Raw genomic sequence first — 21908 nt, forward strand, 5'->3', positions numbered from 1 at the left:
TCGTGACGACACTGTTTATTGCAGATCTTCACCTCTGCACAGAAGAACCGGCGATCACCGCCGGTTTTCTGCGTTTTTTAGCCGGTGATGCGCGAAAAGCTGATGCACTGTACATTCTCGGCGATCTGTTTGAAGCCTGGATTGGCGACGACGACCCAACCCCACTGCATCATGAAATAGCCGCGGCGATAAAATCACTGGTTGATTCCGGCGTTCCCTGCTTTTTTATTCACGGCAACCGAGATTTTCTGCTCGGCAAACGTTTTGCCCGTGAAAGCGGCATGAGCTTGCTGCCTGAGAAAAAAGTACTCAACCTGTATGGCCGCAAGGTATTGATCATGCATGGCGACACTTTGTGTACCGACGATGCAGGCTATCAGGCGTTTCGCGCCAAAGTACATCAACCCTGGCTACAGAAGCTGTTCCTCTCCCTACCTCTGTTCGTTCGCCAACGTATCGCCGCGAAAATGCGCGCCAACAGCAAAGCGGCCAACAGCAGCAAGTCACTGGAGATCATGGATGTGAATCCGCAGGCCGTCATCACCGAGATGGAAAAGCATCAGGTCCAGTGGTTAATTCACGGCCACACCCACCGCCCGGCAGTCCACGAGCTTACGGCCAATGAAAAACCCGCTTTCCGCGTGGTATTAGGCGCATGGCACACCGAAGGGTCGATGATCAAAGTCACGCCAGATGACGTTGAACTGATCGCATTTCCGTTTTAATTCCGCAGATATCCAGTTCCTCTTTACACAAAACTCGTTGAGATGCAGCCAGCTACAGAGGCTGCCTGAAGGGTGAAGTGTAAAGCGCGCAATCGTTTTCCTTGACGGCGAATTATGCTATTCTCTGTGGCCTCAAAAGTCGAGTGTAGTGCATCACAGGAGTTTTCAGACGCATGTCTTCCCGCAATAACCCGGCGCGTGTCGCCATCGTGATGGGGTCCAAAAGCGACTGGGCTACCATGCAGTTCGCCGCCGAAATCTTCGAAATTCTGAACGTGCCGCATCATGTTGAAGTCGTCTCCGCCCACCGCACCCCTGACAAGCTGTTTAGCTTCGCCGAAAGCGCAGAAGAGAACGGCTATGAGGTGATTATTGCCGGTGCGGGTGGCGCTGCACATCTGCCAGGCATGATTGCGGCGAAAACGCTGGTGCCTGTTTTAGGCGTCCCGGTGCAAAGCGCGGCGCTGAGCGGCGTAGATAGCCTTTACTCCATCGTACAGATGCCGCGCGGTATTCCGGTCGGAACGCTGGCTATCGGCAAAGCGGGCGCGGCAAATGCGGCCCTGCTGGCAGCACAAATTCTGGCAACACACGACAAAGCATTACACCAGCGTCTGAACGACTGGCGCAAAGCACAAACCGACGAGGTGCTGGAGAATCCGGACCCGCGAGGTGCGGCATGAAGCAGGTCTGCGTACTCGGTAACGGTCAGTTAGGGCGCATGCTGCGCCAGGCCGGTGAGCCGCTGGGCATTGCGGTCTGGCCCGTCGGGCTGGATGCCGAACCAGCAGCGGTCCCTTTTCAGCAAAGCGTGATCACCGCTGAGATTGAGCGCTGGCCGGAAACGGCGCTCACCCGCGAGCTCGCGCGCCATCCGGCATTTGTCAACCGCGACGTTTTCCCAATTATTGCCGACCGTCTGACGCAAAAGCAGCTTTTTGACAAGCTCGGCCTGGCAACTGCGCCGTGGCAGTTGCTGGCGGATAAAAGCGAATGGCCTGCAGTATTCGACAAACTCGGTGAGCTGGCGATCGTGAAACGTCGCGTCGGCGGTTACGACGGTCGTGGGCAGTGGCGTTTGCGCGCAAATGAAACCGAACAACTGCCGGACGACTGCTACGGCGAGTGCATCGTTGAGCGGGGAATCAACTTCTCTGGTGAAGTCTCACTGGTTGGCGCTCGTGCGCACGACGGTAGCACCGTCTTCTATCCGCTGACCCATAACCTGCACCAGGACGGCATTCTGCGCACCAGCGTGGTCTTCCCGCAGGCTAACGGCAAACAGCAGAAACAGGCCGAAGCGATGCTCTCTGCCATCATGCAGGAGCTGGGCTATGTCGGCGTGATGGCGATGGAATGTTTCATCACCCCGGAAGGTCTGCTGATTAACGAACTGGCTCCACGCGTGCACAACAGCGGGCACTGGACGCAAAACGGTGCCAGCATCAGCCAGTTTGAGCTGCACCTGCGCGCCATTACCAACCTGCCGTTACCCACGCCGATAGTGAACACTCCTTCGGTGATGGTAAATCTGATTGGTAGCGACCTGAACTATGACTGGCTGAAGCTGCCGCTGGTGCATCTGCACTGGTATGACAAAGAGGTGCGTGAAGGGCGTAAGGTGGGACACCTGAACCTGAGCGACAGCGATACCGCGCGTCTTAGCGCGACGCTGGAAGCGCTTATCCCCCTGCTGCCGCCGGAATATGCCAGCGGTATTATCTGGGCGCAGTCAACGCTGAAATAAGCCATTAATGCCGGGGATTTGATTTTATCCTTCCCCGGCCCCTCCTCTGGCGCGTAAAATCCCCTCCATTGCTGTTTTTGTATTTTCAGGATCACACATGAACGATGGAACGGACTATCGCGCAATTTTGCTCGCTGGTACGCCTATAATCGATGTACGCGCCCCCGTCGAATTTCTGCAAGGCGCAATGCCGGGCGCAATCAACCTTCCCCTAATGAACGATGACGAACGTGCCGCCGTGGGTACCTGTTATAAACGTCAGGGACCCGAGGCAGCCCTCACGCTCGGTCATCAACTGGTCTGCGGCGAGACTCGCCAACAACGTATGAAGGCCTGGCTGGATGCCTGTCGTCAAAATCCTGCGGGTTATTTATGCTGCGCGCGCGGCGGTCAGCGTTCGCACATTGTGCAACAGTGGCTGCACGAGTCCGGGATTGACTACCCGCTGATACACGGCGGCTACAAAGCCCTGCGTCAGGCGGCGATTCAACTGACTGAAGAATTAGTGCAAAAGCCGATCGTCTTAATTGGCGGCTGTACCGGGAACGGGAAAACGCAGCTGGTGCAACAGCAGCCGAACGGCGTGGATCTCGAAGGTCTGGCGCACCATCGCGGTTCCTCGTTTGGTCGCACCGTTGAACCGCAGCTGAGTCAGGCGAGTTTTGAAAACCTGCTGGCGGTCGAAATGCTCAGAACCGACAGCCGTCAGGATCTGCGTCTGTGGGTACTGGAAGATGAAGGCCGCATGATAGGGGCTAATCATCTGCCTGAGTGCCTGCGCGAACGCATGACCCAGGCATCTATTGCAGTGGTGGACGATCCTTTTGAGCGTCGTCTGGAGCGACTGCGCGAAGAGTATTTCGTGCGGATGCACCACGATTTTACCCATGCTTATGGCGAGAGTCAGGGCTGGCAGGAGTATAGCGAGTATCTGCACCACGGCCTGTTTGCTATTCGCCGCCGTCTGGGTTTACAACGTTTTGCCGAGCTGACCGCCCTGCTCGACGTGGCTCTGCGCGAACAGCAAGCAACGGGCAGTACCGACGCCCATATGGGCTGGCTGGTGCCGTTGCTCAACGAGTATTACGACCCGATGTATCGCTATCAGCTGGAAAAGAAAGCCGCGAAAATCGTCTTTCGCGGCACATGGCAGGACGTTGCCGGATGGCTTAACGCACAGTGATCAGTGTCTGTCGCGCTTATCCGCGCGTTTCGCCAGCCAGTCGCCCAGCACCTGAACGACCTGCACCAGAATAATCAGCGCCACCACGGTGACGATCATGACCTGGGTTTCGTAGCGGTAATAACCAAAGCGAATCGCCAGGTCGCCTACCCCACCGCCGCCAACAATTCCGGCCATCGCGGAGTAACCGATCAGACTCACCAGCGTTATCGTCAACCCACGCAGCAGACCCGCGCTCGCTTCAGGTAACAGAACGGTGCAGATGATGCGCATCGGGCTGGCGCCAAAGGCTTCCGCCGCTTCAATAATGCCTTTATCGACTTCGCGCAGTGCGCTGTCGACCAGACGAGCATAAAAAGCGATTGCCGCCACCGAGAGCGGGACAGACGCCGCAATCGGCCCAATGGTATTTCCGAGTAAAAACTGTGTGAGCGGCAGCAGCAGCACCAGCAAGATCACAAACGGCACCGAACGGATGATATTCACCAGCACGGAGCTGAGCAGATACACAAAACGGTTTTGCCAGAATAAATGCCGGTCGGTGACAAAAATAAGAAAACCGAGCGGCAGACCGCCAATAATCGCCAGCACCGTAGAGATACTTAGCATCTGAAAGGTTTCATTAAACGCCAGCGTCAAATCAGGCAATAAATCATCCACGAATCACCTCCACCTGTGCCGTGCGTTGACGAATATGCTCCACGGCGACATCCACCGCAGAAGGGTTATGCGGCGCGGTCAGTTGCACCACCAGAATCCCCAGCGCACGCTCGCCGATATATTCAATTTTGCCGTGCAGAATGTTCACCGCCACACCAAATTTAATCGCGACTTCTGACAACACTGGCTGTTCCGCCGAATCGCCGATGAACAGAATTTTCAGCAACTGGCCAGGCAAATGCTGGCGCAAGCGTTCGGGTAGCGTCAGATTGAGGGTATGCGACACCAGTTGCTGCGTGAAAGCGTGCTGCGGGTGAGCAAAAACGTCAAACACCTCACCGGACTCCACCACCTTGCCGCCGGACATCACCGCCACACGATCGCAAATCGATTTGATCACGTTCATCTCGTGAGTGATCAGCACGATCGTGATCCCCAGCTGTTGGTTGATCTGCTTAAGCAATGCCAGAATAGTGGCCGATGTTTCCAGATCCAGCGCAGAGGTCGGTTCATCACACAGCAGCACATCGGGGTGATTGGCAATCGCACGGGCAATACCAACGCGCTGCTTTTGCCCGCCGCTGAGCTGCACAGGAAAGCGGTTCGCCTTGTCAGACAGCCCCACCAGCGTCAGGATTTCGCTGACGCGTGGGCCAATTTTACTGCGCTCCCATCCGGCAGCCTTCAGGCTGAAAGCGACGTTTTGCGCCACGGTACGGGTATGCATCAGATTAAAATGCTGAAAAATCATCCCAATACGCTGACGGGCTTTACGTAGTTGCGCCCCTTCCAGCGCGGAAATTTCTACGCCGTTAACCTTTACGCTTCCCAGGCTTGGTCGCGTTAAGGCGTTCAGGGTGCGCAGCAGCGTACTTTTCCCCGCGCCGCTGGTCCCGACAATGCCAAATATCTCGCCTGCGCCTATGCGCAAGCTGACGTCATCAACCGCCCGGGTTGATGGTCCACGGCCTGCGCTAAAATCCACGCAAACCTTTTCTATCTCAATCATAGCCACCTCAGAAATGCGAAAAGGGCAGTCGCCGCTGCCCCTGTTAACCTTGTGCGCAGCGATTATTGGGCTGCCGACATCCATTCCGGTTTCTGGAAGGCGCTGTAGATATTTTGCGGATCGTCGATCACCGCGCGATACGCCGGAGATTTCACCGCCGCCACAATATCTTTCGCGAACGGTTTATCCGCATCTTCACTGCGAACCGCTATGATATTTTTCAGATTTTCGTCCAGATGCTCTTGCTTGATGGCACTGGCGAGATCCAGTTTCGCCGCCACGGCAAAGTTACCGTTGACCAGCGCGCCGGTCACACCGTCCAGGGTACGCGGCAGTTGTGCCGCTTCCAGCGGTTTAAACACCAGCCCTTTCGGGTTGCTGGCGATATCGCGCTCAGAGGCTTTAGTCGGATCGATAGTGTCTTTGATGGTAATAAGGTCAATAGACTGCAGGAAACGCAGACCGCGAGCCAGATTGGTTGGATCATTGGAAAGCGTGATCACATCCCCTTTTTTTAACTCATCCAGGCTTTTGATTTTATGTGAGTAAAAACCCATCCCGGCCGTCGGGACCACAATCAGCTTGCTCAGCTTCAGTCCTTTATCAGCGGTGAATTTGTCAAAGTAGAGCGAGTGCTGGAACAAGTTGGCATCAATACTGCCGTTGGAAAGCGCCATGTTCGGCTGCACGTAGTCGCTGAATTCGCGCACCACTACCTTATAGCCTTTCTCTTTCAGCGTAGGGGCAATGGCCTGTTTCACCATATCGCCGTACGGCCCAGGTGCGACGCCAAACACGATGGTATGCGGGTCACTGTTCGCATGAGCAAGTTGTAATCCACAGGCCAGTAACAGCGCTCCGGTCGCGACGCGTAAACTCTGACGCAATCCCATAATTTCTCCATTTTAACGTTGTGGTGTCATGTCTCACGCCGTTCTTGCGGCGTTGTTCTTGTTGGCCTGTTAACAGGCTGATTGTTAACATGACACAGATCACAACCTGCTGTCCTTGAAATTATTTCATGATGTTGCGGGATATGTCGTTGAATGTACGTTGAAGGTACTAATGCGTTTTTCAGCAAAGGATAGTAAAAAACCGGATAACCTTCTGGTTACCCGGTTTTGGCAGGGAAATTGACTTAGAAATCGTAACGCAGACGAACCAGGTTCATATCACCCAGATTGTCGGTGCTGGAGGTGAAGACGTGTTCGTAATCCACACGGAAACCGTAGTCCAGCTGGAAGCTGATACCCACACCATTGTCGGTACGCAGGTAGTTACGACCATTCACGTATTCAATACGGTCGCCCATAACGTAGGGTTGAACGGATTTCAGCGCATACTGACCAACCGGGAAGGTGTAACCCGCGAAGTATTCCAGACCCCAGGCATCACCGGCAAAGTAATCGTTAACAGAGACTTTTTTGGTGGTCATGAAGTTTTGATACCAACCGCCGCCCATCGAGAAGGTCCAGTTGTCCGGTTTCCAGCTCAGCGCGGTACCGACGATGTTTTGATCGTAGGTTTTGCTGGTGTCGCCACGCATTTCCGCGCGGGTGTAGTTCCACGCCGTACCCCAGGTCAGGTCATCGGTGATGTGATAATCCACACCCAGCGAGCCACCGCCTTTACGCTTGTAGCGCAGACCGTTGTTCGGGTTGTAATCATCGCTGAACAGATAAGATGCGTAGAGATCAACATCGCCAACCGTTTTCTTATACTTCAGTGACTTACGCGTACGATAGGAACCGTCATAGTCGCCATTGATACCGTTACCTGGTGCCTGACCGATCATGTCGTAGTCCCAGATATCCGTTTTCGCACCAACCACATCATAGTAAATGCTGTTCTGTTGACCGAAGGTCAGCGTACCCCAGGTCGCGCTCTTCAGACCGGTGTACAACATACGACGCGTGGTATCGTTGGCGCCGTTAGCATAGTGATTATCCCAGTTGAACATTGCCGGGAAGTTTACGCCCAGCTCGTAATAACTCACCCAGCTGATGTCATCAAACAGATAGTAATCAGCGGCGAAGCGAAAACGCGTCCCGCCGTCGAAACCATTACGTTTGTAGCCATTCTTACCATCGTCACCGGCCATATTCTGGAACTGCGGACGAATACTCCCGCCGACGGTGAAGTTAAGACGGCTCAGCGGGTTGCCCGCCTGTGGATCTTGTTTCAGGACCGTGATTTCCGCCTGGGAGGCGAACGTCGTTAATGCCACTGCTGCGCCGATCGATACCGCCAGCGCCGTTTTTTTTATAGTCATTATTTGTACCTTGATAGATAGCCTGCCAATTATTCAGCATACAAATATTAACGTTTATTAATACACTCGTGTTGTCGGGTTTTTATTGTTCTGTGCTGTTAAATATCAATGAGTTATCAATTTGTGCTACATAGATAAAAAAACGCACCGATTTAAAAAACCGGTGCGTAATCATCACGAATATGAATTAACTACTGAACTGACGGAACAGCGCTTTGCCTTTTAGCAGACGTGAACCGAGCCATCCGCCGCATAGCGAGAGCAACAATGCCCCACAAAGCGGCAACACGACCCACAGTCGCCAGTCTGGCTCCCACGGAAAATCAAACACTCGGGTTTGCAGCACCGCCAGTGCGGTTTCCGCACCGATGGCAGCCACCAGTCCGGCGACCATTCCGAGCATGGCGAACTCGCACCATAGCGTGGTACGCAATAGCTTCTTACCCGCGCCCAGCGTGCGCCAGACCACCAGTTCCTGATGACGCTGACGCATTCCGACCTGGACCTGCGCCAATAGCAGCAACATACCGCAAGCGGTAACCAGCACCACCATCACCTCCAGTGCCCGGCTCACCTGCTCCAGCACCTGGCTCACCTGTTTGAGGATTGCGCCAATATCCAGCAGGCTGATAGTCGGGAATTCGCGGTTAAGCTGCGTCAGCATGCCGTTGCCGTTCTCCCAGCGAAAGCTGGTTAACCAGCTTTGCGGCTGAGCGTCCAGCGCGCCGGAGGGAAAGATAAAGAAGAAGTTGGGGCGCAGGCTTTCCCAGTCCACTTTGCGCAGACTGCTAACCGTGGCGCTGAAATCCTGGGTATCGCCCATAAAGGTCACCCGATCGCCAAGTTTGACGTTCAGCCGTTTCGCCAGCCCCTCTTCCATCGAGACTTCGCCCGCTTTTGGCGGCCAGCTTCCGGCAACGATCGGGTTATGATCCGGTCGGGTATCCTGCCAGGTCAGATTAAGCTCACGGTTCAGCGCCTCATCGTGATTGCCTTCGGTCGGCTTCTCATTGATCGCCGTCAGACGCGCCCGCACAATCGGATAGAACGATTCCGGGATCACCTGATGCTCAGCCAGGAAAGCCTTGAGTGGAACCACCTGTTCGGTGGCAATGTTGATGAGAAAATAGTTCGGGCTTTCCGGCGGCATTTGCTGCTGCCAGCGGTCGAGCAGGTCACCACGCAGTACCAGCAGCAGCGCCAGCAACATAAAGGAAAGCGAAAATGCCGACAGCTGACTGAGCGTTGACCACGGCTGGCGCAACAGCCGACTGACAGCTAAACGCAGCGGCAGCGAGGTGAGCGTCAGGCCACGCAGCACGTTGAGCAGCATCCAGCCGAGCACCCCGCACAAAAGCGCCAGCACTACCGCTCCGGCCAGCACGGCCCACAGCAGCGGACTTCCGCCCATCAGTCCGGTGAGCAGGGCAATCACGACTATCAATACCACCGGCAAATAAAACTTCAGCGGCCAGACGTTTGCCACCACGTCACGGCGCAGTACCCGCAGTGGCTGAGTCGCCAGCAGCAAACGGTAAGGGCGTAACCCCACCAGCAGAGAAATGACCGTCATAGTGCCTAATGCCCATAGCCACGGCCAGGGACTGGCAGGCGGCAGTTCGCCGGGCAGTACCGGCTTAAGTAATACCACCAGCACACGTTCAAACAACAGCCCGAATAACCCTCCGGTCACGCCAGACAGCGCCAGCACCATCAGCCATTGACCAACAATTAGCCTGCGCAACTGTGCTCTGCCCGCGCCAAGGGTTTTCAGAATAGCCACCAGATCGTAACGACTGCGGCAGTAATGGCTCATCGCCACGGCAACCGCAGCGACCGCCAGCAGCAGCGTTAGCAGCGCCGACAGCAGCAGGAACTGTTGCGAACGCTCCAGTGATTTCCCCAGCGCCCCTTCATCCTGCTCCAGCCCATACCAGCGCTGTTCAGGCTTTAACTGCGGGAGCAGCCATTTTTCATAGGCTTCCAGTTGCTGCGGTGTCCCGCCAAATTTATAGCGCCAGGTCACCCGGCTCCCCGGCTGGACCGCCGCCGTTTTTTCGACATCCGCCATGTTCATCATCAGGCGCGGCGCTATCTGAAACGGATTGAAACCGGCGTCCGGCTCCTGCACCACTTCCCCGGCGATGCGCAGCGTGGCATCACCCACGTCGATGGAATCACCGATTTTTAAGTTCAGCAACGCCATCAGACGCGGAGCCAGCAGCACCGAGCCTGGCTGAGGTTTCAGTCCCGGCGGATTGGTTTGCAACGTGCCATACATCGGATACACATCATCCACCGCTTTGACGTTCGCCAACTGCGGCGTATCCCGGGCAAAGGTCATAGTGGCAAAGGTCAGCTGTTCGCCCACTTTCAGGCCACGCTGTCGCGCCTCGTCAATCCACGCTTTCGGCACGGTACGCGAACTTTGCAGCGACCGATCTCCCGCCATAAACTCACGGCTTTGCTGGCTCAGCCCTTTTTCCATACGATCGCTGATATTGCCCAGCGCCAGCACGCAGGCCACGGCCAGACTCAGCGCCAGCCAGACAATCAGTAATGAAGGCGAGCGCCATTCGCGCCAGAACCAGCGTGCAATCATGCCTCCTCCTGCAACTGTCCGTTCACCAGGCGTAAACGCCGATCGCAACGCGCCGCCAGTTGAGAATCATGGGTCACCAGAATCAGGGTGGTGCCATGTTCCCGGTTCAGAGAAAACAGCAGGTCGGCGATTTTGTCTCCAGTCTGGCGGTCCAGATTGCCCGTCGGTTCATCGGCAAACAGCACGTCAGGGCGACCGTTAAACGCCCGCGCCAGCGCCACGCGCTGCTGCTCCCCGCCGGAAAGCTGGGCCGGAAGATGATCAAGACGTTTTCCAAGCCCCAGTTGCTCCAGCAACGTTTTTGCCCCGTCGCGACTTTTTCCGCTGTTTTCGCCGCGCAACAACGCGGGCAACTCGACGTTTTCCAGCGCGTTTAGGGTCGGAATTAACATGAATGACTGGAAGACAAAACCCACGTGTCGCGCCCGCAGCTGTGCCCGGGCTTCTTCATCCATGGTGTGCAGCGCCTGCCCCACCAGGCTGACTTCACCGCTGGAGCCATCGTCCAGCCCGGCGAGGATCGCCAGCAGTGTGGATTTTCCTGAACCCGACTCGCCAATCAGCGCAATGGTCTCGGCGCGTTTGACAACCAGTTCAACTCCGGTAAGGATGGATAGCTCATGATCACCCTGACCGACGGATTTCTTAAGATGATGAACTTCAACAATGTTTTCCGCTGGCATTGGCCTTTCCTGTTCCTGGTCCTGTTAACTTTCCGCGCCGCCGCAGCGGACACGTTATTAATTCTGGGTGACAGCCTGAGCGCCGGATACCGTATGTCCGCCAGCGCCGCGTGGCCTGCGCTACTTAATGATAAATGGCAAACCAAAACGCCGGTGGTGAATGCCAGTATTAGCGGCGACACCTCGCAGCAGGGTCTGGCCCGTCTGCCTGCATTACTGAAGCAGCACCAGCCGCGCTGGGTGCTGGTCGAACTTGGCGGCAACGACGGTCTGCGCGGATTTGCGCCTGCGCAAACCGAACAAACCCTGCGCACGATTCTGCAGGATGTGAAAGCAGCAAATGCCGAACCGCTGCTGATGCAAATTCGTCTGCCGGCAAACTACGGTCGCCGTTATAATGAAAGCTTTAGCGCGATTTATCCAAAACTCGCCAAAGAGTTTGATATACCTCTGCTGCCCTTTTTTATGGAAGAGGTTTATCTGAAACCCCAGTGGATGCAGGATGATGGTATTCATCCTAACCGTGACGCCCAGCCGTTTATTGCCGACTGGATGGCGCAACATCTCACTCCTCTAGTAAATCACGACTCGTAAAACAACGGAGATCCTGACAGGTAAAGTTATGCAAAAATCGGTCTTAATAACAGGATGTTCCAGCGGAATCGGTCTGGAAAGCGCGCTTGAGCTAAAGCGCCAGGGTTTTCAAATTCTGGCGGGCTGTCGCAAATCTGACGATGTGGCGCGTATGAACAGCATGGGATTCACCGGCATATTGCTGGATCTGGATTCACCCGAGAGCGTAGATCGCGCGGCTGATGAGGTGATCGCCCTGACCGATAATCGTTTGTATGGGATCTTTAACAACGCCGGATACGGCGTCTATGGCCCACTGCCCACCATCAGCCGCGAGCAGATGGAACAGCAGTTTTCCGCCAACTTCTTTGGCGCACATCAGCTTACCATGCGCCTGTTACCCGCCATGCTACCCCACGGCGAAGGACGAATTGTGATGACCTCGTCGGTAATGGGATTGATCTCAACGCCGGGGCGCGGGGCCTATGCCGCCAGCAAATATGCGCTGGAAGCCTGGTCCGACGCGCTGCGTATGGAGCTGCGCCACAGCGGGATTAAGGTCAGCCTGATTGAGCCTGGCCCTATTCGCACCCGCTTTACCGAAAACGTCAACCAGACCCAGAGCGATGCTCCCGTGGAAAACCCCGGAATTGCCGCGCGTTTTACGCTGGAGCCACAAGCGGTTGTCGCCAAAGTGCGTCATGCGTTTGAGAGCGACAAACCCAAGCTGCGTTATCCGGTTACGCTGGTGACCTGGGCAGTTATGCTACTGAAGCGCCTGTTGCCAGGCCGCATAATGGACAAAATTTTACACGGTTGAGTTGAAGCACGCGCGTCAGCCCCCATGTAACAAGAAATCGACAAAAGAGAGTAACTCCATGTCCACACAGAATATTGTTAACATTAACGAATCGAACCTCCAGCAGACCCTTGAACAGTCGATGACCACGCCGGTCCTGTTCTATTTTTGGTCTGAGCGCAGCCAGCATTGTCTGCAATTAACGCCGGTACTGGAGAGCCTTGTTGCCCAGTACAACGGTCAGTTTATTCTCGCCAAGTTAGATTGCGACGCCGAGCAGATCATCGCCTCCCAATTTGGTCTGCGCGCGATCCCCACGGTTTATCTGTTCCAGAACGGTCAGCCGGTAGATGGATTCCAGGGCCCGCAGCCGGAAGAAGTTATTCGCGCGCTGCTGGAGAAAGTGTTGCCGAGCGAGGAAGAGCTGAAAGCGCGCCAGGCGATCGAGTTCATCGAAGCCGGCAATCACGCTGATGCGCTGCCGCTGCTGAAAGAAGCCTGGCAGATCTCCAATCAGAGCAGCGAAATTGGCCTGCTGCTGGCGGAAACGCAAATCGCCCTGAACCGTTCTGACGAAGCCGAAGCGGTACTGAAAACTATCCCGTTGCAGGATCAGGACACCCGTTATCAGGGCCTGGTGGCACAGATCGAACTGCTGAAGCAGGCGGCTGATACGCCTGAAATCCAACAGTTGCAGCAGCAGGTCGCCAGCAATCCACAGGATGCGGCGCTGGCAACTCAACTGGCCATTCAGTTACATCAGGTCGGACGTAACGAGGAATCACTGGAATTGCTGTTCAGTCACCTGAAGAAAGATCTCACTGCAGCCGACGGTCAGGCGCGTAAAACCTTCCAGGAGATCCTTGCCGCACTGGGCACCGGCGATGCGCTGGCCTCGAAATACCGCCGCCAGCTGTACGCGCTGTTGTACTAATCCGCTGCATTTGCCTGATGGCGCTTGTGCTAATCGGGCCTACAATCTCCCCGTAGGCCCGCGCCATCCGGTACTCCATTAGTTTTTTTTCAAATGCGTCACCACCAGTTGGTGACGTGAATTATAGAACTTCCGATAAGTCAGGTAGCAGGCGATAATGGTTGACAGGCTGGCGGTCGAAAGCAGCATAAACGTCACCATAATCTGATACTTAATCGCTTTTACCGGATCAATACCTGCAAAAATCAACCCGGACATCATCCCCGGTAAACTCACCAGTCCCACGGTCTTCGCTGAATCGATCGTCGGGATCAGCGAAGCGCGAATACTGTCGCGAATCAGCGGCGCGGAGGCCACTTTCGGCGTCGCACCGAGGCTGAGTTTTTCCTGAATTTGCTGCTGTTCGCTGTTAAACCGCTGCCCCAGATTGTTGTAACACAGCCCTACCGCAACCATCGCATTGCCTGCAATCATGCCGGAAATTGGGATCACCTGCATTGGGGTAAACTCGATAGAGCCTGACAGAACCAGCACCGCCAGCGTTAACCCCGCCCCCGCCGTGATGGCGATAAATGACGAGAGAAAAGCTTTATCAATATATTTACTGCGCTTTTGCGCGTTATAGGCCGCGTTGAAACAGATAAACAGCACCATCAATAAGGTCAGAATGCTGTGGTTAACGCCGAAAATATATTTCAGCACATAACCAACGATAATAAGCTGAACCACCGCCCGGCAAACGCTCCAGAGAATATCTTTTTCCAGCGCCAGTTTTTCTTTGTTGCTGATCAGTATCGCGACCACCACCAGCATCATCGCTAACGCCAGTGATTCATTGGTAATATTATGCTCGTTCATTGCTTACTTCCTGCATTTCCCCGGCGTGCGGTTGAAGGGTTATGACATTATCCGCATGATTAATTTCATCTTTGTCGTGCGTCACCCACAGCACAGCAATATTCTTATCGCGAACATAGTGGTGAATTAATTCGTTCACATTCCGTTTATTGGCTTCATCCAGCGCGCTGGTAATTTCATCAAGCAGCAGGATTTTTGGCAGAAACTGTAAATTACGAATTAATGAGACGCGTTGCTTTTCGCCGCCAGACAGCTCATTGATGTTTTTTTTGAGGATCGTTTCGGGTAGCTCAAAACGGGCCAGATCGGCAAGAAACACATCCGGCTCCGGACGTTTATCGCGGATTTGCCAGGGGAAAATGAGGTTGTCGTAAACGGTGTCACCAAACAACGCGGGCGTTTGCGCACAATAAGAAACCTGCTGGCGATATGTTTCAGGCTTAAGAGTGTTTATCTCCTTGCCCTCAAAGAGAATTTCACCGGCAGTCGGGCTAATTAATGACGCCACTATCTTGAGTAACGTACTTTTACCGCAACCAGACTGGCCGGTAATCAGCTTAAATTCTCCGGCCCGGAGATTAAAACAGATGTTATTGAGAACCTGCGTCGCCCCTGCCTGCCATGCGACATTTTTTAACTGAAGCAGAATGCTGCTTTCTTCCATTACCAATCCCTTTTTTACCTCTTTCGTGCAGACAGTCTATCCCTGTAATTTATTATAGGGGAGCCCACCCTGATAAATCGGGTATAATTTGACTAATGAGGCAGTAAAGGACAACACAACAGGAGGTTTCATCAATGCTCATTTTTATTCCTATTCTCATTTTTGTCGCGCTGGTCATCGTCGGTGCTGGCGTCAAAATCGTCCCGCAGGGATATCAGTGGACGGTCGAGCGTTTTGGCCGTTACACCAAAACCCTGCAACCGGGTTTAAACCTTGTTGTACCGTTCATGGACCGCATCGGTCGTAAGATCAACATGATGGAACAGGTGCTTGATATCCCCTCTCAGGAAGTCATCTCCAAAGACAACGCCAACGTCGCGATTGATGCCGTCTGTTTTATTCAGGTGATCGACGCGCCAAAAGCGGCTTATGAGGTCAGCAACCTGGAACTGGCGATCATCAACCTGACCATGACCAACATTCGTACCGTTCTCGGCTCGATGGAACTCGATGAAATGCTCTCCCAGCGCGACAACATTAACACGCGCCTGCTGCATATCGTTGACGAGGCCACGAATCCCTGGGGCATCAAAATCACCCGTATTGAAATCCGCGATGTGCGTCCCCCAGCAGAACTTATCGACGCCATGAACGCGCAGATGAAAGCCGAACGAACCAAGCGCGCCTATATTCTTGAAGCGGAAGGGATCCGTCAGGCAGAAATCGTCAAGGCCGAAGGTGAGAAACAGTCGAAAATCCTCAAAGCGGAAGGTGAACGCCAGTCGGCATTTTTACAGGCTGAAGCGCGTGAACGTTCCGCAGAAGCCGAGGCCCGCGCGACGCAGATGGTTTCGGAGGCAATTGCCGCCGGGGATATTCAGGCCGTGAACTACTTCGTGGCGCAGAAATACACCGAAGCGCTGCAACACATCGGTTCGTCGAATAACAGCAAAGTGGTGATGATGCCGCTGGATGCCAGCAGCCTGATGGGGTCCATTGCCGGGATAGCCGAACTGGTGAAAGACAGCGCCAGCGAACGGAAAAAATCATGATAGCGATGATTCTGGTGCACCCGCACTTCTTCTGGCTCAGCCTCGGCGGTCTGCTACTCGCCGCCGAGATGCTGGGCGGTAACGGCTATCTGCTGTGGAGCGGCGTGGCGGCGGTGATTACCGGCCTGGTGGTGTGGCTTATCCCGCTTGACTGGGCGTGGCAGGGGGCGATGTTCGCCGTACTCACCCTGCTGGCGGCCTGGCTGTGGTGGAAGTGGCTGGCAAGGCGCGTACAAGATCAGAAACCCGCCGACAGCCATCTTAACCAGCGCGGGCAGCAGTTGGTTGGCCGTCGATTTATTCTGGAAACCGCCCTGGTCAATGGCCGCGGACATATGCGCGTCGGCGACAGCTCATGGCCCGTCAGCGCCCGCGACGATTTGTGCGCCGGAACGCAGGTTGAAGTTATTGCCGTTGAGGGAATTACCCTGATTATTACAGCGGTATCACACTAAAAAGACAGGAAATAAGACTATGGTCAGGAAGACACCCCTTGCCTTTGCCCTTTGCTCATTATTGGTCGCCGCCCCGCAGGTATTCGCCTCTTTCGATATGGAAGACTGCAAATGGAGCGACGACAGCTGCCTGCTGAAAGGCACCCCCACCTTCAATCCGGAAAACGACAGCCGTGATAACCTGCTGCGGCTGCTGAGCCAGGAGAAATCATTTGCTCTGCCGGTGCAGTCGATGCCGGCGGACATCACCCGCTCCCGCGATTTCTATTTTGCGTATCATCCGCAGTGGGATGACATTGCCCCGCAGCCAGCCGCAGCGCAGGTATCTGCCGAAGACAGCCCCCTGTCCCGACAGATAGCCGAACTGAACATTAGCGCAGACGAAATAAACGTCAACGACGCTGAGCTTGAGAACCGTCATGTTTCGAACAATACCGCGAGCGTCAGCGCGTTTTTTGCCGCACTGCTGGCCGACTCAACGTTAACGGCAAATCAGCGTCAGGCCCTGGCCCAGGCGCGCACAGGACTGTTATCCGGGGCAACCCGCGAGCAGATTGAGTCATCGCTTGCCACTCTCCCGGCAGATTCTCCAGCTCAGTCCTACAAAAGCTATCTGGCAGCGGCCGCCAGTTTTTATGCCGGTGATTATGCCAGCGCCGAACAGGATTTCGCTCAGCTAGCCAAAAGCGATCGTCCGTGGCTGGCTGAGACCGCGCAATACATGCTGATACGTGCGGCGTTGAACAAAAGCAGCCAGAACAGCGTGGGCGAGTACGGCGATTTTGATATCACAAAAATTAACCGCGAGGACGCTTCTCAGGCTCAGACGCTGGCGCAAGCCTATCTGCAACACTACCCGCAAGGCCTGTACGCCGCTTCCTCGCACGGTATGCTGCGTCGTATCAACTGGTATTTACAGGCGTGGCCGCAATTGGCGGGGTTGTATGAGCAGACGCTTCAGCAATCGGCTGACGCACAGCAACTGCGTGAGATCGTCATCGAATACGATAATGTCTACGGCATGGCGTTCTACGAACAGTCCGTGGTGGAGGCTTTCCCCGATGCGCCGCTTGTCAGCTATATCGAACTGCTGCGCGCGTTGCGCCTGAATAACAACAACAAACCAACGCTGACGCAGGCCCAGCTTGACGCCAGCAAACCGGTGTTTGAGCAGAGCCAAAAACTGCCGCTATGGCGCGATCTGCAGCTGAATCTGTGGCTGGCAACGGGCAACTACGCGGCGATTATTTCGGCAGTTACCCCAGCGCAGAAACTTCCGGCCCACGATACGCTGGCCTTCAGCGAACAGGTGCTGTACGGCGAAGCGCTGATGGGCCAGCAGAAATGGCCCACGGCACGTGATTTCTGGCAGACATTGCTGAAGCTCAGCCAGGACAATGAACAGCAGCAGTATGTGCAGGCTAAGCTAGCCGCGACGCTGGTTTATAGCGGCGACGTGGCGGCAATTTTCGCCCCAGAAAGCGCAGTAACTAACCTGCGCTTTCGCTCGCAGGTGCTGAAAACCCAGGCCACGCCTGAACTACTGCGCCAGCAAGCCGTCCACGGTCCTAATAACGAAGAGCGTACCATCGCCCTGCATACGCTGCTGGTGCGGGATCTCACTGAGCATCGCTTTGACGACTGGCTGAATGACAGAAAACTGGCCAGCGCCATTACGCCGCCGGTCATTGGCGAAGCGTTTGATGACGTTAATCTGAGTATTTTCGACTGGAACGGCGACTCTGCCGAGAGCGGTTATACCTGTCGCAGCCTCAATGAAACGGTAACGGTTCTGAGCAAACAAGCGCATGATGCCCACGCCCTGAACTGCTTAGGCGAATTTTTCCGCACTACGCAAACCCACGTTGATTTATGGAAAAACAGTTCCGGCAACGATGTGCTTGGATCAGCAATCTCGCGCAAGAAACCGTTCGGCCAGTTCGACAGGCAAAGCTACTACCAGCAGGTGATCACATCGCCAAAAGCAGAGGTTGAAGATAAGAGCTTTGCGCTGTATCGCGCCATCATGTGCTATGCGCCGTCAGGCTCTAACGAGTGCGGCGGTGAGGAAGTGGATAAACTACAGCGTAAAGGCTGGTTCACCCAACTGAAAACGCAGTATCCGGGAAGTCCGTGGGCGCAAAAACTCAAATACTACTGGTAACTGCGCTGCTACTCGGCCAGGCACAGGCGGCGGAAATCGTCGCCGCCCGTGAACATCCGGCCTTCTGGCTATGGTCCGGAGTGAAGGCCAGTGACGAGCTGAAAAACGCACAAACAGTCTATCTGCATCAGGGCGAAGTCCTGGTTCGTTCAGGTAACGTGGTGTTCCAGCGTCTCGGGCTGCCGGTTAATCGCCTGACTTTCCCCTCTATCTGGTTGACCGTGCGCTTTACCACACTCGACGTACCGGAGGAGATCCCGGCGCGCATCATACGCTTGATGCAACGCTGGCAGGCGGCCGGAAATCACGTCATCGGCCTGCAGGTTGATTTTGACGCGGCGACCCATCAGCTTGCCGATTACGCCTACTTTCTGCAGCAGTTACGCCAACGGCTACCGACCGAGTTTGCACTTGGCGTAACCGGACTACTGGATTGGGCAAAAACGGGCGACGTCGCCACGCTGAACGCGCTGGCGGTCGATGAACTGGTGGTCCAGAGCTATCAGGGGCGTCACACGGTACCGAATTATCAGGCGTATCTGCCCGCCCTCAGTCGTCTGCGCATTCCATTTAAGCTGGGGCTGGTACAAAACGGTAGCCGGGACCCGCAGGCTGAAGCGCAGCTTGAGAAATCACCGTGGTACCGCGGCACGGTGGTGTTTATGCTCAATCCGCCACCCCGTTAAGCCTTCGCTTTGTGGTGGCAGCAGCCGGAGAGATTATCAATAATCGGGCATTCAGCGCTGTCATCGCCAGGGCAACTCTCCGCCAGCGCCAACAAATGCAAGCGCATAGCCTGCAGCTCGCTGATATGGCGCTCAATGTCCGCCACCTTTTCTAACGTACGCTTTTTCACATCTGCGCTGTGACGCGCCGGATCGTTAAACAGGTTCACCAACTCGCCGCACTCTTCCAGGTTAAAACCAACCTGTCGTGCCTGTCGTAACAGCGTAAGCTCATTCAGATGCTGTTGGTTGTATGTGCGATAGCCATTTTCGCTACGCAGCGGCGGCGTCACTAACCCCTTTTCTTCGTAAAAGCGTATCGCTTTGCTGGTTAAACCGGTTTTTTTCGCAACATCGCTAATATTCACATTTCCCCCGCTGATCTTGTTGGTACTGAGCCACATTATAGCCCACATTGCCGTAATCCTTTACCCAAGAACCCCGCGCATTTCCCACCATCACAGCGATGCACAAATCCTTTTAATTCACATTGTTATATCCGATTCAGATCACATTTCAGCATTTATTGACCACGCAAAATTGACTCAAATCAAAAGATGTATCGGTTCTGCACCTTTCATCTTGAACAAAGGGAAACAATTTTATATACAAACGCGAATGATAATGATGATCATTTACATTCAATAAAGGTTCTCTTATGTTGCCACGGATTAACCAAAGGCCATTTATTCTTTCAGCCCTGACATTATGCATGTCCGGCGCTACTTTTGCAGCGACCTCTCCAACACACGGTTCAACGTCCGACGAAGATACGGTGATCGTTACGGCTAACCGCACAGAAAGTAGTCTCTGGGATAGCCCGGCAACCATTCAGGTTATCGATCGCCAGACGCTACAAAACTCCACCAGCGTTTCTCTTGCTGATGATTTACAAGATATCCCCGGCGTCGAAGTTACCGATAACGCTCTCGCAGGTCGGAAACAAATTCGTATCCGTGGCGAAGCTTCTTCGCGGGTGCTGATTTTGATAGACGGCCAGGTCGTCAGCTACCAACGTGCCGGACAAAACTACGGAGCCGGTTTACTGATTGACGAATCCGCGCTGGAACGTATTGAAGTGGTCAAAGGCCCTTATTCTGTCCTCTATGGTTCGCAGGCAATTGGCGGCGTCGTGAACTTTATTACCAAAAAAGGCGGCGATAAGCCTTTGGGTGGTAGCGTTAAGGCTGTTTATAACTCCGCAACGGCAGGATGGGAAGAGTCAGCGGCAGCCTGGGGAAGCATCGGTAACTTTGACTACCGCATCAATGGCAGCTATTCCGACCAGGGGGATCGCGATACACCTGACGGAAGATTGCCCGACACCAACTTCCGTAATAACGGTCAGGGAGTGTGGCTTGGCTACAACCTCGATCGCCACAAAATTGGGCTCTCACTCGACCGTTATAAGCTATCCACTCAAACCTGGTTTGACGATCCCGAAGGTCAGTTCGACGACTTTAGCGTCAAAATTCCTAAGCTGGAACGCGAGAAAATCGGTCTTTTCTACGACTACGCGGCCGACGGGGATTACCTGAGGAACATCCATTTTGACGCATACACCCAGACAATAGAGCGCAAATTTGAAAACCGGGTCAAAACGACCCAGATTATCCCCAGCCCGATGATTAAAGCGCTGACGGTAAGCAATCAAACCAATACCAACGACAAACAATATACCCAGGGTGTAACGCTGCAGGGCAATATCTCCCTTCCGGCAAACAACACGCTGGTGATTGGCACTCAGTATCAGCATGACAAAATAAAACAGGACACGGACGGCAGTACGCGCCAGACCGCGGCTACCGGCTTCTTCGATACGCAAACCCGTACCCTGTCATATAACGAAGCGGAACAAAGCAACACCTCACTGTTCGCGCAAAACGACTGGCGCTTTGCCGATGACTGGACGTGGACCGTGGGCGCACGCCAGTACTGGCTGTCTTCGAAACTCAATCGCAACGATACGCAAACCATCCAAAGCAGCGGCACCACCTGGCAATCCACCGGGGGAAATTCCGTTCACGATGATGAACTGGTGACCTCGACCAGCCTGCGCTATTCCGGCTTTGAAGATCTTGAACTTCGGGCTGCATACGCCCAGGGCTATGTCTTCCCCACACTTACTCAGTTGTTCATGCAGACATCCGCCGGCGGCAGCGTTACCTACGGCAACCCAAACCTGAAGGCGGAACACTCAAATAACTATGAGTTGGGCGCGCGGTATAAAGGGAATATGTGGCTGATTGACGGCGCTATTTATTACTCCGAAGCCAAAGACTATATCGCCAGTCTGGCCTGTTCAGGCCAACCCGTTTGCAACGGCAACACCACCTCTTCCCGCGGCGGCTATTACTACTACGACAACATCGATCGTGCCAAAACCTGGGGCATGGAATTAACCGCAGAATACAACGGCTGGGCGGTTTCACCCTACCTGAGCGGTAATCTCATTCGCCGTCAATACGAAGGCAACACCATAAAAACCTGGGATACCGGCGAACCCACGCTGACCGGGCGCGTTGGCCTGAAACATACCTGGTTGATGAATGCCGCTAACGTGACGTCCGATGTCTTTATTCGCGCGGCGTCCCGCGCCAAAGATAATACCGGCACCACGGAAATAAACTATCCAGGCTGGGCCACGCTTAACCTCGCATTCAACACCGAGTTTGGTCCGCAGGACCAGTATCAGGTCAACCTCGCGCTCAACAACCTGACCGACAAGCGTTACAGAACCGCGCATGAATCTATCCCAGACGCTGGTTTCAATGCCGCTGTTGGCTTTGCGTGGAATTTCTGA

21 protein-coding genes are annotated in these 21908 nt (G+C 54.6%); 12 read left to right on the forward strand and 9 right to left on the reverse strand.

Translation table 11 applies throughout. The annotated features are described in order from the left end of the window. Positions 1–2 precede the first annotated feature (2 nt). The 4 genes from lpxH to mnmH all read left to right on the forward strand — a co-directional run bounded on the left by lpxH (position 3) and on the right by mnmH (position 3655). On the forward strand, positions 3–725 hold the full coding sequence (gene lpxH / locus O6D90_RS17360) for a UDP-2,3-diacylglucosamine diphosphatase (protein WP_016155904.1): 723 nt from the start codon (positions 3–5) through the stop codon (positions 723–725). 173 nt (positions 726–898) lie between these two features. Beyond that, positions 899–1408 carry a 5-(carboxyamino)imidazole ribonucleotide mutase gene (gene purE / locus O6D90_RS17365; RefSeq protein WP_016155903.1) on the forward strand — a complete coding sequence of 170 codons (510 nt, stop codon included), beginning with the start codon at positions 899–901 and terminating at the stop codon, positions 1406–1408. Next, positions 1405–2472 (forward strand): 5-(carboxyamino)imidazole ribonucleotide synthase, encoded by a 1068-nt coding sequence (gene purK, locus O6D90_RS17370; RefSeq protein ID WP_016155902.1) that lies wholly within the window; start codon positions 1405–1407, stop codon positions 2470–2472. The genes purE and purK overlap by 4 nt, the downstream gene beginning before the upstream one ends. Positions 2473–2569: 97 nt before the next feature. Continuing rightward, positions 2570–3655, forward strand: coding sequence for a tRNA 2-selenouridine(34) synthase MnmH (gene mnmH / locus O6D90_RS17375; RefSeq protein ID WP_016155901.1), 1086 nt, complete (start codon positions 2570–2572; stop codon positions 3653–3655). Here mnmH and O6D90_RS17380 read toward each other — a convergent pair whose 3' ends face one another. From O6D90_RS17380 to ybbA, 6 genes are all read right to left on the reverse strand, one after another. Then, on the reverse strand, positions 3656–4315 hold the full coding sequence (locus tag O6D90_RS17380) for a methionine ABC transporter permease (RefSeq protein ID WP_003831085.1): 660 nt from the start codon (positions 4313–4315) through the stop codon (positions 3656–3658). Next, complete coding sequence (sfbB, locus tag O6D90_RS17385; RefSeq protein ID WP_016155900.1) at positions 4308–5324, reverse strand: virulence-associated ABC transporter ATP-binding protein SfbB; 1017 nt, start codon at positions 5322–5324, stop codon at positions 4308–4310. Before sfbB ends, O6D90_RS17380 begins: the two co-directional genes overlap by 8 nt. A gap of 62 nt (positions 5325–5386) precedes the next feature. Next, entirely contained in the window at positions 5387–6217 is an 831-nt protein-coding gene (locus O6D90_RS17390; RefSeq protein ID WP_016155899.1) for a MetQ/NlpA family ABC transporter substrate-binding protein, read from the reverse strand. Between the two features lie 245 nt (positions 6218–6462). Continuing rightward, on the reverse strand, positions 6463–7596 hold the full coding sequence (locus tag O6D90_RS17395; protein WP_016152115.1) for a porin: 1134 nt from the start codon (positions 7594–7596) through the stop codon (positions 6463–6465). A 187-nt stretch (positions 7597–7783) separates the two neighbouring features. Beyond that, positions 7784–10198, reverse strand: a complete 2415-nt coding sequence (gene ybbP, locus O6D90_RS17400) for a putative ABC transporter permease subunit YbbP (protein ID WP_218731460.1) — start codon at positions 10196–10198, stop codon at positions 7784–7786. After that, positions 10195–10881, reverse strand: coding sequence for a putative ABC transporter ATP-binding protein YbbA (gene ybbA / locus O6D90_RS17405; protein ID WP_016155897.1), 687 nt, complete (start codon positions 10879–10881; stop codon positions 10195–10197). Before ybbA ends, ybbP begins: the two co-directional genes overlap by 4 nt. On the opposite strand from ybbA, the gene tesA reads away from it, so the two are divergent. From tesA to O6D90_RS17420, 3 genes are read left to right on the forward strand one after another with little or no spacing between them, the layout of a single operon-like run. Then, entirely contained in the window at positions 10849–11475 is a 627-nt protein-coding gene (tesA, locus tag O6D90_RS17410; RefSeq protein ID WP_085951033.1) for a multifunctional acyl-CoA thioesterase I/protease I/lysophospholipase L1, read from the forward strand. The genes ybbA and tesA overlap by 33 nt on opposite strands. Before the next feature lie 28 nt (positions 11476–11503). Next, the gene (locus tag O6D90_RS17415) at positions 11504–12274 is read left to right on the forward strand and encodes an SDR family oxidoreductase (protein ID WP_016155896.1); all 771 of its coding nucleotides are present in this window, start codon (positions 11504–11506) and stop codon (positions 12272–12274) included. A gap of 58 nt (positions 12275–12332) precedes the next feature. Next, a complete protein-coding gene (locus O6D90_RS17420) occupies positions 12333–13187 on the forward strand; it encodes a co-chaperone YbbN (RefSeq protein ID WP_016155895.1) in 855 nt (284 codons plus the stop codon). A gap of 78 nt (positions 13188–13265) precedes the next feature. Here O6D90_RS17420 and fetB read toward each other — a convergent pair whose 3' ends face one another. Beyond that, the gene (gene fetB / locus O6D90_RS17425) at positions 13266–14045 is read right to left on the reverse strand and encodes an iron efflux ABC transporter permease subunit FetB (protein ID WP_016155894.1); all 780 of its coding nucleotides are present in this window, start codon (positions 14043–14045) and stop codon (positions 13266–13268) included. Continuing rightward, the gene (fetA, locus tag O6D90_RS17430) at positions 14032–14709 is read right to left on the reverse strand and encodes an iron efflux ABC transporter ATP-binding subunit FetA (RefSeq protein ID WP_016155893.1); all 678 of its coding nucleotides are present in this window, start codon (positions 14707–14709) and stop codon (positions 14032–14034) included. Before fetA ends, fetB begins: the two co-directional genes overlap by 14 nt. 134 nt (positions 14710–14843) lie before the next feature. Between fetA and O6D90_RS17435 the strand changes: the two genes are divergently transcribed. From O6D90_RS17435 to O6D90_RS17450, 4 genes are read left to right on the forward strand one after another with little or no spacing between them, the layout of a single operon-like run. Continuing rightward, on the forward strand, positions 14844–15761 hold the full coding sequence (locus O6D90_RS17435) for an SPFH domain-containing protein (protein ID WP_016152106.1): 918 nt from the start codon (positions 14844–14846) through the stop codon (positions 15759–15761). Then, entirely contained in the window at positions 15758–16216 is a 459-nt protein-coding gene (locus tag O6D90_RS17440; protein WP_016155892.1) for an NfeD family protein, read from the forward strand. Before O6D90_RS17435 ends, O6D90_RS17440 begins: the two co-directional genes overlap by 4 nt. 19 nt (positions 16217–16235) lie before the next feature. Continuing rightward, positions 16236–18380 (forward strand): hypothetical protein, encoded by a 2145-nt coding sequence (locus tag O6D90_RS17445; protein WP_016155891.1) that lies wholly within the window; start codon positions 16236–16238, stop codon positions 18378–18380. Beyond that, a complete protein-coding gene (locus O6D90_RS17450; protein WP_016155890.1) occupies positions 18350–19066 on the forward strand; it encodes a DUF3142 domain-containing protein in 717 nt (238 codons plus the stop codon). The genes O6D90_RS17445 and O6D90_RS17450 overlap by 31 nt, the downstream gene beginning before the upstream one ends. Here the strand turns inward: O6D90_RS17450 and cueR are convergent. Next, a complete protein-coding gene (cueR, locus tag O6D90_RS17455; RefSeq protein ID WP_029139441.1) occupies positions 19063–19473 on the reverse strand; it encodes a Cu(I)-responsive transcriptional regulator in 411 nt (136 codons plus the stop codon). The genes O6D90_RS17450 and cueR overlap by 4 nt on opposite strands. 290 nt (positions 19474–19763) lie before the next feature. Between cueR and O6D90_RS17460 the strand changes: the two genes are divergently transcribed. Beyond that, on the forward strand, positions 19764–21908 hold the full coding sequence (locus O6D90_RS17460) for a TonB-dependent receptor plug domain-containing protein (RefSeq protein ID WP_016155889.1): 2145 nt from the start codon (positions 19764–19766) through the stop codon (positions 21906–21908).

This window comes from Citrobacter sp. 21OH12SH02A-Citro (genome assembly GCF_027919895.1).
GTDB lineage: Bacteria > Pseudomonadota > Gammaproteobacteria > Enterobacterales > Enterobacteriaceae > Citrobacter > Citrobacter braakii.

Excerpts from the sequence above, each read along its gene's own strand:
- purE (WP_016155903.1), top strand. The coding sequence starts at position 899 with ATGTCTTCCCGCAATAACCCGGCGCGTGTCGCCATCGTGATGGGGTCC.
- purK (WP_016155902.1), top strand. The coding sequence starts at position 1,405 with ATGAAGCAGGTCTGCGTACTCGGTAACGGTCAGTTAGGGCGCATGCTG.
- mnmH (WP_016155901.1), top strand. The coding sequence starts at position 2,570 with ATGAACGATGGAACGGACTATCGCGCAATTTTGCTCGCTGGTACGCCT.
- sfbB (WP_016155900.1), bottom strand. The coding sequence starts at position 5,324 with ATGATTGAGATAGAAAAGGTTTGCGTGGATTTTAGCGCAGGCCGTGGA.
- O6D90_RS17390 (WP_016155899.1), bottom strand. The coding sequence starts at position 6,217 with ATGGGATTGCGTCAGAGTTTACGCGTCGCGACCGGAGCGCTGTTACTG.
- O6D90_RS17395 (WP_016152115.1), bottom strand. The coding sequence starts at position 7,596 with ATGACTATAAAAAAAACGGCGCTGGCGGTATCGATCGGCGCAGCAGTG.
- ybbP (WP_218731460.1), bottom strand. The coding sequence starts at position 10,198 with ATGATTGCACGCTGGTTCTGGCGCGAATGGCGCTCGCCTTCATTACTG.
- tesA (WP_085951033.1), top strand. The coding sequence starts at position 10,849 with ATGATGAACTTCAACAATGTTTTCCGCTGGCATTGGCCTTTCCTGTTC.
- ybbA (WP_016155897.1), bottom strand. The coding sequence starts at position 10,881 with ATGCCAGCGGAAAACATTGTTGAAGTTCATCATCTTAAGAAATCCGTC.
- O6D90_RS17415 (WP_016155896.1), top strand. The coding sequence starts at position 11,504 with ATGCAAAAATCGGTCTTAATAACAGGATGTTCCAGCGGAATCGGTCTG.
- O6D90_RS17420 (WP_016155895.1), top strand. The coding sequence starts at position 12,333 with ATGTCCACACAGAATATTGTTAACATTAACGAATCGAACCTCCAGCAG.
- fetB (WP_016155894.1), bottom strand. The coding sequence starts at position 14,045 with ATGAACGAGCATAATATTACCAATGAATCACTGGCGTTAGCGATGATG.
- fetA (WP_016155893.1), bottom strand. The coding sequence starts at position 14,709 with ATGGAAGAAAGCAGCATTCTGCTTCAGTTAAAAAATGTCGCATGGCAG.
- O6D90_RS17435 (WP_016152106.1), top strand. The coding sequence starts at position 14,844 with ATGCTCATTTTTATTCCTATTCTCATTTTTGTCGCGCTGGTCATCGTC.
- O6D90_RS17440 (WP_016155892.1), top strand. The coding sequence starts at position 15,758 with ATGATAGCGATGATTCTGGTGCACCCGCACTTCTTCTGGCTCAGCCTC.
- O6D90_RS17445 (WP_016155891.1), top strand. The coding sequence starts at position 16,236 with ATGGTCAGGAAGACACCCCTTGCCTTTGCCCTTTGCTCATTATTGGTC.
- O6D90_RS17460 (WP_016155889.1), top strand. The coding sequence starts at position 19,764 with ATGTTGCCACGGATTAACCAAAGGCCATTTATTCTTTCAGCCCTGACA.